This is a genomic window from Candidatus Symbiothrix dinenymphae (genome assembly GCF_001431085.1).
Genome location: NZ_BBRU01000201.1, coordinates 1 through 10,196 on the forward strand (window position 1 = coordinate 1; position 10,196 = coordinate 10,196).

Below are 10,196 nucleotides of genomic sequence, written 5' to 3' on the forward strand. Positions count from 1 at the left end.
TGCTTATAGTTCAATAAACCGGAGGTTGCGTAATTATATGAAGTGGTAACATAGCTGTTATCATGGATTTTTTGTTTTTCTTCCGTCAATTGCCCCCAGCCATCGTATTTAGATGTAATTGTTCCGGCATCGGGGTCGGTCAGTTTCGTGCGGTTGCCTTGCAAATCGTATTCCATGCTTAATTCGTGATTTAGTTTCGGGTCACCTTCAGGCGTAGCCGTCTTTACAAGACCTGACGCATAATGCGTGAAATTCACGGTTTTCTCATTAGTCGTTTCAGAAACGACTAATCCTGCCGCATTGATAGTGGTTTCTTTTGTATCGGTGGGGGTAGTAACGATGGTTGTGAATCCCAAATAGGCGTAATTGGTGGTTCCCATAGGCGTAACAATAGAGTCGATCATGCCGTAAATATTATACGAGTAAGTAGAAGCCCATGTTTTTGTGCCTGTATCAAAATAGGGTTCCGACACGCGATAGACTTGTCCTTTGGTATTATATTCGGTATCCACCCAAATCTTCTTTTTGCTTAAGCCGTATGATTCGCTACGAAGTTCTCGCCCTAACGCATCATACCAAATTATGACCGGCGATTGTCCTGATGTTTCTGCATAACTGTAATATTTAGCATTGGTGGGTTTTCCGGCTGTGCTGCCTGCCCATTGCAAAGTTGCCACCGATTTAAGCCCATCAGGATAGGTGGTATTGGTAAGCCGCCCCCAACCGTCATACTTGTAAGAAGTGCTTCCCAAGCGGTTGTTTTCACTGTTTAACAGCCCGCGTGCTTCATCCCAGTCGTAGGTAGTTGTCTCGCCTAAATGATTGGTTTTCGACCGTATGAAGCGACCGGAAGAGGTGTATGCAACGGTTGAAGTGCGTGTTTGCCCATTAGTTGTTACTTTTATCGTTTTCGGTTGCCCAAAATTTGTAAAATTACTGTAAACAGTTTCTACTTTATTTCCATCGTCCGGATCTATTATTTCTTTGGTCATTGCTCCTTGCGTATTGTATTCGTAAGTGGAAGTCCGCGTGTAGGTGTTTCCGTCATATTCTTTTTTGACACTAACATAATCCGGCACACACCTTGGCCCGCGCCATACATAATACCGTGTCTGCGTTTCTACCAAATTGCCCTTGGTGATTTTGATAGTTTCTGGATTTCCATCCTCATCATAATCGGATGTTTTTGTAGTAACAGACAAACCGGTTAGCCCATCTCTAATGGTTTGCGAATTTATATACGGAACGATGCGTTTATTGGCAAGCTTTCGATAGGTTTTAGTATTCGTTGTGGTTGAAATAGCGGTTATAGTTCTTGAATAAGATGACTCAAGGGTTATTTTTTGTTCGGCTATGTATGGGATATAATAAGTTGGATCATAGCCGTAACTTGTAGTTGTCTTATGGTTCGTTTTTGAATTTAAAGCAACAACTTCATTAAAACCGAGAAAACCTTTGCCCTGCGTATGCACTTTGGCTCCTTTATAAGTGTAATCGGTTGCACTTGCCTCCGTTGTTCCCGCATTGGCAGTTACTTTCTTCACGGCATAGAGTGGTGCCTGCATATCCATTACCGGATATTGTGCACCTGTCCCTTTGGTATAAATTCCACCATTGGCAAGAGAGGCGTATTCCAATGTTGTTTTATTTTGCAAACTGTTAGTAATAGAGGTAACTTTTCCGCTATTGGCAGTATAGCCACTCCGTTTATAAAGTCGCCATTTTTGTTCTTTGGCAGTAGAGATTTGCCTGGTCGCAGAACAATCAAAGCCGTAGAACATTAATTCCTGTCTGCCGGTTCCGCTGAAATCGCCGATTGCAAAATATTGGCTTAAGGCATCATCTTTATCGTAAATAACAGTTTTATACAATTCAAAAGAGGTTCCCGTGGAGCGAAACCAATACACTCTATGCTTATTAAATTCGCCCCAAGGTTCTCCTATGCCAAAATTATCATACCACCAATCTGTTTTTCTATCATAAACAGCATCGTTAATAATAATATCAGATTTCCCGTCTCCATCAAAATCCATAACAAAGCATTGGTCTTTATTATCATTTCTATTTGTATATTCTTCTTCAATAATATTAAGATTGGAAATAACAGTGGATTTTGTCTTAGTGAATGTTTTGTTTCCATTATTCATAATTATATGCCAATTGGCATTACAATGTTCATTTACAATAAAATCAGGTAAACCATCGCCGTTGAAATCACCAATTTTGATGTAACGGTAATCTTTATTAAATAATGTTTCGGATGTAGAGCCGGCATCAGAAAGAGCAGAATTGCTAATGCCGGTCCCTCGATTCCAAAAAATCGTATAGCCGGTAGAGTGGACTACAAAAACATCATTTAAGCCATCGCCATCATAGTCGGCAACAAACAATTTTTCAGGTTTGGAAGGCAGTGTAAGATTAAACGAAGCTTTATATATGGCTGCATCTGAGTCTTGATTGTGACCGATAATGTAACATGGATATCTATTTGAACTTTGACCTTTATCTATAAAAATAATATCAACTCTACCATCGTTGTTCATATCAGCAATCGCAAATTCAGGTACTTCTCCACTTATCAAAGTGGTTGAAAAGAGTTTTGAATTACTATTAACAAAGTTAAATTTAAGAGTGTTACCGACAAGTTCGGGCGATACCAATTCGTTAATGCCATCGCCGTTAAAATCCAGCGGCAGCAAGCTAACAGAATGCTCTCCACAGTTATAAATTGTTGTCGGAGAAAACTGCACATTTCCGGAACTAAGAGATGCCTTATATACAATGGCATACTTGGAACTTCCACTCATATATGTTCCAACCAAATCAGACAACCCGTTTCCGTTCATGTCAGCCGCAAAGAAACTTTGCGCTCCATAACCGGCAGATGTGCTTACTGAGCCGGTATTGAATGTTAGAGAAGAAGCCGTTTGTGAAAACGCCGGCAGAACATCCCAACTCAATATGATTGGATTAAAATGTTCTCCCGCACCATTCTTTTCTGTTATAGTTTTCAAACGCGAAAAATTGTCAGTTTCAGCATATTCAAAGACATATTCCCGATAAGTAGTGCTCCCCGTTTTAGACGTGATGCCGGACAAACGATAGGACATAGACCCTTTGACACCTTCCATTACGAAAGGCACTTTATCAGAGCGAGAAGTATAGTTGAAAGAAACTGTATTTTCCGATGGCGTGGTTTCGTTTTTGTTTTTTCCATAAGTGATAGTGTTTGGGCGCACAAAATAATTATCCTTGTGATAAGTGTAATTCATATAGTTACCAAAAGCATCCTCTACATAATCTAAATACCATGCGTTGATTCTGGGAGTAGAACGCCCTGCAGTATAACTTTGACGGGCACCGGTTGTGCGGCCATAATAGTATACCTTTCCGTCTTTGGTTACCACTTCAAACCATGTGTCAGCAATAGTAGTGGTATATGTTCCATGCACAATCACAAGTGTAAAAGGGTCAGATTCAGGAAAATACAAAGCCCCTTCGTCTCCTACAGGTCCCGCCGAAGCATGAAGAAGTAGCCTTTGTCCGTCCAAATAATAGGCATCACCTATAAAATGGGTCAATCCCCCGGCTGCCCCATCGTGATAGATGTCTCTTGTCCCGCGAGTGATGACGGATATTCCTGACAAATTACACCCCCAACCCACCAATCCGTTGCCGACTTGACTATTGTACACTAAAGAAATACTCGGTTGCAGACCTTGAATGCCCGCAGGAACTTCTATCGGCACACTATAAGTTGCCGCACCACTTGGACTAACATCCAACGTACCGGACAGATTGCCCACCATAGCTCCCTCTGTTGAGCTGCTTCTTATTGTGCCATCCGGTCTGGCGTACGTATTCCCCGTTGGCGGAAACAACAACGTTTGGTCTATTCGACCAATAAACGAATTTCCGGATGTCGCCGTATAACTGAATCCGGGCTTCAGAGTGATAGAATCCAACGCCACATAAGTTTTATTGCCACTCACAGGGGCTGCGAAAGTCCACTCTCGCGCTTCCTCTATCGTTTGCGAAAATACTGAGGGAGGGACGCAAAAAATACCTGTAAGGACTATCCAAAATTTGATGTATATCTTTTTCATGGCAGCTACTTTTTAATGATTTTCCATTTTGTGTGCTCCGTCCCCGCAATGATGTGCAACAGATAAACCCCTGCCGGCTGACTGGTGATATTCAAATTGGCAACATCCCGAATGCCTTTTTGAGTGGTAATCAAATTGCCTTGCAAATTATAGAGCGCAATTTGAGCCGTTGTGCCCTCCTTCATATTTTCAATACTCACTTGCAACAGCCCTTCCGTTGGATTAGGATAAATTTTGATGACCATTTCCGCAAGCATTTCAGAATAAAACGTGGTGTCATTAGCACTTCTTAGAGGAGAGTCATCGTAAACCACCGAACGGGAAACCCTGTTGCCGGCAGCATCATAACCAAAACGGATGGATTCCAACACATTTTCGTCTCCGAAAACACCGACAATTCCTGTCATTAACAGCAAACAAAAAACGAATGATTTTTTCATGGCTCTACTGTTTATTAGTTTCTAATTTTTCAATTTTAGATGTCAATGCCTCAATCATTTTCTGCTGCTGAATAGCATGGAGCGTGAGTTCTTCAATCTTTTGCAGCAGTTTCACTTGCATTTCGCCCACACCCATCCCTTCACCGGATTGCATCTCCAAGGCAGAGGGAATTTCCGGCAAATGCTTATTCTCTTTAATGAAATCGCTTACTTCCGACAGTGGCTGTAATGGATAATCCTCGTCGAAAACAAAATCCGCACCGGCAACGATGATTTTCACTTCCTTGGCACGAACAGTACCATCGACATCCAATTTGGCAGTCGGATGAGTAACACCAATACCCACATTGCCGGTAACCGTGGCATTTGCCGCCGAAATAGTGCCACTCACAGCTGCATTGCCGGTAATTGCTGCATTTTTCGCAGAAATAGTTTCTCTAATAGTTGCATTGCCGGAAATTGTGGCACTTGCCGCAGAAATAGTGTCGGTAACAGCCGCGTTGCCGGTAATCGCAGCATTTTTCGCAGAAATAGTTTCTCCAATAGTTGCATTTCCGGAAATTGCGGCACTTGCCGCAGAAATAGAGCCGGTAACAGCCGTGTTGCCGGAAATCGCAGCATTTTTCGCAGAAATAGTTTCACTAACAGCCGCATTGCCGGAAATCGTGGCATTTTTCGCAGAAATAGTTTCACTAACAGCCGCATTGCCGGAAATTGTTGCATTTGCCGCAGAAATAGAGCCACCAACAGTCGCGTTTTCGGCAATCGTTGCATTTTTCGCCGAAACAGAGCCACCAACAGTCGCGTTTTCGGCAATCGTTGCATTTTTCGCCGAAACAGTACCTGTAACAGCCGCATTGCCATCAATCGTTGCATTTTTCGCAGACACAGTGCCGTTAACTGTAGCATTTGCCGCCGAAATAGTGCCGGTAACAGTCGCATTGCCGGAAATCGCTGCATTAGCCGCAGAAATAGCTCCACTAACGGCTACTTCGCCAACCGTTGCTTTTGCCGCCGAAACAGTGCCTGTAACAGCCGCGTTTTCGGCAATCGTTGCATTTTTCGCAGAAACCGTGCCACTAACAGCCGCATTGCCATCAATTGTTGCATTTTTCGCAGAAACCGTGCCACTAACAGCCGCATTGCCATCAATTGTTGCATTTTTCGCCGAAACAGTACCGTTAACCGTTGCATTTGCCGCCGAAACAGTGCCACCAACAGTCGCGTTTTCGGCAATCGTTGCATTTTTCGCCGAAACAGTGCCTGTAACAGCCGCGTTGCCATCAATCGTTGCATTTTTTGCCGAAACAGTACCGGCAATCGTTGCATCAGCCGCAGAAACAGTGCCACCAACAGCCGCATTTTCGGCAATCGTGGCATTTTTCGCCGAGATAGTTTCACTAACAGCGGCGTTGCCTGTAATCGTGGCACTTCCTGTAGCGATAGTGCCACTCACAGCGACATTGCCACCAACCTGTAACTTGCTCGTTGGGGTTGTAACACCAATACCCACATTGCCATTTTGGAGAAAGGTGACGGCATCTTGCGTGCCTGCCCTAAAATACAGATTGGGCGCAAAATCAATGTAGGCATTCCCGGAATGATGCAATTTTAATCTGTTGCCTGCATCTGAATTAGAACCAATCCAATAGGACTGCCCCGATGGAACGTAAACACTGCCATTCACATCCAATTTAGCTTTTGGAGCCGACGTGCCAATACCTACATCTATTGCAGCAGGATTGCTGTACAATACACCTGTGCCAGATGTCCAACTTTGCGAATACGCGGCTGTCTGACAGCCGCAAACCAAGATAAAAAATAATGTACTCTTTTTCATGACTTTATAATTTAAACATTTATATTGAATGCCAATTTTTGCTCAATTTTCGGCTACAAAGATAAAAACAATATTTTAAATTTCCAAATTTAAATGGACTCTCATTTGAAATAATAACGCACACCTGCCAGCAACTGAAATTGCCCTAATCCGATTCTCTCATTGGTACTTGCCGGAAGCGATTTTTTGTAGCCGTCGGTTGCTTTTGTTCGGCTGGTTGCTGCTCCCACCACTTCAGAAAGTCGGGCACCTATCGCCCAATGCGCATCCACTTTGTACTCCGCACCGAGCGTCAGACGACCTCCCAAGGTGGAGCCATACATGTTTGCGCTTTGGTTCTCAAATGTTTCCTTTGAAGAATAGCCTGCATAGCCTAATCCGATACTCGCCTCAAGCAGCCATTTTTGACGACCGACAGGCATCCGCAATAAAAAAGCCGGACCGATAAACCGGATTGCGTTGTTGGTTTTCCAAATGCCGGTTTCACTGCTTCCGTCCCCATATTGCAGAGAGCTATATTGGCTGTGATTGGCATGATGTGCGGCATAAATCAATCCTACCCCATAGTAATCGTTCAAATAATAGTGGACTGAGGCATCTACCACCAATCCCAACATCAAATTTTCATAATACGCTTTCTCGTAAGCATTCAACTCCGCATTTATTTTGGCATCTCGCCATCCGTAACCCAAATCAGCCGTCAAAGTGATTTTGGGCAATTTACGTTTCGGCTTAATCGCTTTGCGCGTCACCCGCCGCGTAGAATCGGCTTGTGTCGTTCCATCCGCAGGCTCAGTTTTTGGCATGGCTCCAACGCATGGAGGAAATATCGTAAAAATCAATGTCGCAGTCATTGCTACAAAAAATAAATGTTTCATAACAACAAGTTTTAATGATTTTTAACGTTTAACCAACTTACTCGTGCGAACAATTCTGCCCGATTGGATAGACATCACATAAACACCGGAGGGTAACGATGACACATCCAATTGCCTCAAACAGAACGACTTGGATAAAACTACTTTTCCGGTCAAATCGTAAATGGTAACATTTCCGGCTTCTGCGGCAAAATACACTACATCGCGGACAGGATTGGGATAAAACAGCTCCGGCTGCTCTGTTGGGATGTCTATTCCGGTTGGGTTGGATGCGGCATGAGCTGCGATGAATTTGGTTATTTCTTCGATATGGTCCATGCAATCGCCGGACTCTTTTCGGAGAAAACGGCTATGCTCGGCTCCGGTCATTTTGTAGTGGATGACTTCGTATTTGGCTGACGGATAGGTGGTTTTCTCCACCGTAACGCCGTTGTTGGAGGAATAATTATGCACGTTTTCGCTGACCGGAGCACCGGCGGCGTTGTTTGCTACCCAATATTGGATGACTTCCGATTTCGGCTTGGCTAAATAGATGGTCGCCCCCACCTGCTCCATAGCACCGGAATAGGGCACTACCGCGTCCGTAGTGCTGTGAAAATCGCAAATCGGCACTTTCGCCTTACTCCCTGCCGGGTTGATACTCAGCCCCATGGAGCCGGCGAGCGAAATCAATCCCGACAGTTTTTCCCCGTGCGCCACAGCAAATTGATACGACATATAGCCGCCCATCGATGTTCCTAACATAAACACATTGCCAGCTGCGGCAGGATAGGTTTTCAAAGTGCTGTTTATCAGCGAATTGATAAACTCTGTATCATCCACATTGCTATTCAAGGTAGCCTCAAACAGTGTGGCACCAAAAAAAATTCACCTTAACTTTCAACCCACACCCCCAAACAGCATCCAATGAAAACTCGCTCGGCATGAATAGACTTACCAAACTTGCCGTGTTAATCACCGTCGCACTTTGTTCCGGCAGTGCTTGAGGTGCTAAAACGATGAAATTCATCGCATCAGCCATTTTGGACACATTATAAGTATCGAAAAAATCGTTCATCGTGCTATTTAACCCATGCAGGCACACAAGGATGCCGCTTGGCTGACTGTATTGCGGATTATTGGGTGTATAAATCAGATATTCGCGCTGAAAACCACCTGCAAGCACGTTTTTTTCTTTGAGGTTGCCATTCGTAGAAGCTGCGAGTGCCTGCTGAGGTACCATCAGCAGGCTCAACACAAAGAGCGGAAGGAAAAACCGTATTTTGCTCACTTGCATAACAGTTTATTTTTTAACCACCTTCACCGTTTCATCACCTGCTTGCAACAGATAAACGCCATTGGGATAGCTTGATAAATCAATGTGATCTTCGGTAGTGAGGAGTAGCAATTCACCGGAGAGGTTATACAACTTCACCTCTGCACCATCGGCATTGTTGATATAAACCATGCCCGTGGTGGGGTTGGGTTGCACTTGTAAGCCCGCGGCTCGCCACGACCCTGCGGGCAAGGATTCTATGGCTGCCGGGGGTGATTTCAGGCTATTCTTTATCCCTGCGGCTTCCATTGTGCCTGCGCCATTTGTTGCCTGTGCAAAATTGAAAACGGACCATCCGGGATAACTATTGTCATTCATTCCCCCCGTAAACCATGATACAGATTTCACAATGTCTGCGTAGTGCTGAGGCGTTTCAGCAGGGGAAAGTATCACCGTTAATACTTTAAAGTTTTTTTGCGAAGCGGCGGCATCAGGCTCACGGACTCCGCTCAATGCGATAAGGTTGTCAATAGTGTAGGAGGTTACGCCGGTGGAATAAAAATAGCCCTTTCCAAACGAAAATTCTCCGGATTCTTCGTAACTATTGCCCGTATAAACATCCAAACGGAAGTTAGCATCTCTGAGTTCCTTTGCCGATTTCAACCCCATTATATAGAGTTCGATGTCGCTATATACCAAACTGTTACCTCCATTGGCATTTTCTCCAAATCCTCCGGAAAAAATCACTCTTCATGCTTGCCTGATATTTTGTTTTACCCGCTACTCCTCCGCTATTTTCCTCGATTATTCTCACATATTTGAAGCCACCTAATTGACCACCTGCATTGCTAACACCCCAGTGTCCGATATAGCTCTTGCCTGTCACATCAAACGTTGGACAAATAAAGGCGGCCCAATTATGAACCAACTCATGCAAAGTTGGTCCCCGCAAGATGGCATCGTACATAGGAAAATACATGACCGATTGCAACTTGCCGGCAGACCCCCACGTTGCTGCATTGGAATAAACAGTCCTTCCAATGCCTTTAACACTATTGCTCACCTGATGGTTTACTCCGTAAAAGCCTAATGTGCTAATGATACTTGGCGTATTAACCGTGTCTAACACAAAAAACAGGAAATCAAAATCGTCCTGAAATTTGGCATATACAGCTTTAGAAACAGTCTGCATTTCAGGCTCATATTCAAAGTCTGCTTTAATCAGATTCGGCAATTGGGAGCTACTGACTTTATACGCCACCACCGTGCTTCTCGGGTCGGTGGCCGCATCCAACAAGTAGAATCCATCGCCCAAATCCGTAGAGGCACCCGCTCGAAGGGTAGACCTCGCCGGCCGGTTACCACTAACCGGCACCCTATTTGGCACCAGCAACTTTTCGGACACCCCTTTTTTGTCCATCGCATCACTTTGCGGCACTATTGCCCGCCCCTGAGCTTGAGCCTGCACCGCAGCCCCTCCCAACATCACAACAAAAAGAAAAGAAAAAACCTTTTTCATCTTAAACAAATATTTAAATTCTAAACTCTAAACCCTAAATCTGTGAAAGGGTAACCATAAATGTCATAATCTTTCACTTCACGTTTAGGCTTATCCAAAAGCACGAGCAAATCCCAATCCGATTCCGGACGCTCATCGCCGCGTGCCTGTGAGCCGAA

At 44.3% G+C, this 10,196-nt stretch carries 9 protein-coding genes; all 9 read right to left on the reverse strand.

Annotated features, from left to right (window positions below; all coding sequences use genetic code 11):
• Window positions 1-4,106: FG-GAP-like repeat-containing protein (locus ASC50_RS02815; protein ID WP_158648321.1), on the reverse strand; the 4,106-nt coding region annotated here is incomplete at its 3' end.
• 5 nt (window positions 4,107-4,111) lie between these two features.
• Complete coding sequence (locus ASC50_RS02820) at window positions 4,112-4,546, reverse strand: T9SS type A sorting domain-containing protein (RefSeq protein ID WP_082592050.1); 435 nt, start codon at window positions 4,544-4,546, stop codon at window positions 4,112-4,114.
• Window positions 4,547-4,550: 4 nt separating this feature from the next.
• Window positions 4,551-6,386: a beta strand repeat-containing protein gene (locus ASC50_RS02825; RefSeq protein WP_055431529.1), complete on the reverse strand. Its 1,836-nt coding sequence runs from the start codon at window positions 6,384-6,386 to the stop codon at window positions 4,551-4,553.
• 101 nt (window positions 6,387-6,487) lie between these two features.
• The gene (locus ASC50_RS02830; protein WP_158648322.1) at window positions 6,488-7,264 is read right to left on the reverse strand and encodes an outer membrane beta-barrel protein; all 777 of its coding nucleotides are present in this window, start codon (window positions 7,262-7,264) and stop codon (window positions 6,488-6,490) included.
• 21 nt (window positions 7,265-7,285) lie between these two features.
• Complete coding sequence (locus ASC50_RS02835) at window positions 7,286-8,086, reverse strand: T9SS type A sorting domain-containing protein (protein ID WP_158648323.1); 801 nt, start codon at window positions 8,084-8,086, stop codon at window positions 7,286-7,288.
• Between the two features lie 19 nt (window positions 8,087-8,105).
• Window positions 8,106-8,540 carry an alpha/beta hydrolase family protein gene (locus tag ASC50_RS02840; RefSeq protein WP_158648324.1) on the reverse strand — a complete coding sequence of 145 codons (435 nt, stop codon included), beginning with the start codon at window positions 8,538-8,540 and terminating at the stop codon, window positions 8,106-8,108.
• Window positions 8,541-8,546: 6 nt separating this feature from the next.
• On the reverse strand, window positions 8,547-9,266 hold the full coding sequence (locus ASC50_RS02845; RefSeq protein WP_158648325.1) for a T9SS type A sorting domain-containing protein: 720 nt from the start codon (window positions 9,264-9,266) through the stop codon (window positions 8,547-8,549).
• Window positions 9,223-10,038, reverse strand: coding sequence for a hypothetical protein (locus ASC50_RS02850; protein WP_056928669.1), 816 nt, complete (start codon window positions 10,036-10,038; stop codon window positions 9,223-9,225). Before ASC50_RS02850 ends, ASC50_RS02845 begins: the two co-directional genes overlap by 44 nt.
• Window positions 10,039-10,058: 20 nt before the next feature.
• Window positions 10,059-10,196: nucleotidyltransferase domain-containing protein (locus ASC50_RS02855; protein WP_162491126.1), on the reverse strand; the 138-nt coding region annotated here is incomplete at its 5' end.

What these genes read in the sequence shown, in the direction of transcription:
- ASC50_RS02820 (WP_082592050.1), bottom strand. Translation starts at nt 4,546, where the DNA reads ATGAAAAAATCATTCGTTTTTTGTTTGCTGTTAATGACAGGAATTGTC.
- ASC50_RS02825 (WP_055431529.1), bottom strand. Translation starts at nt 6,386, where the DNA reads ATGAAAAAGAGTACATTATTTTTTATCTTGGTTTGCGGCTGTCAGACA.
- ASC50_RS02830 (WP_158648322.1), bottom strand. Translation starts at nt 7,264, where the DNA reads ATGAAACATTTATTTTTTGTAGCAATGACTGCGACATTGATTTTTACG.
- ASC50_RS02840 (WP_158648324.1), bottom strand. Translation starts at nt 8,540, where the DNA reads ATGCAAGTGAGCAAAATACGGTTTTTCCTTCCGCTCTTTGTGTTGAGC.
- ASC50_RS02850 (WP_056928669.1), bottom strand. Translation starts at nt 10,038, where the DNA reads ATGAAAAAGGTTTTTTCTTTTCTTTTTGTTGTGATGTTGGGAGGGGCT.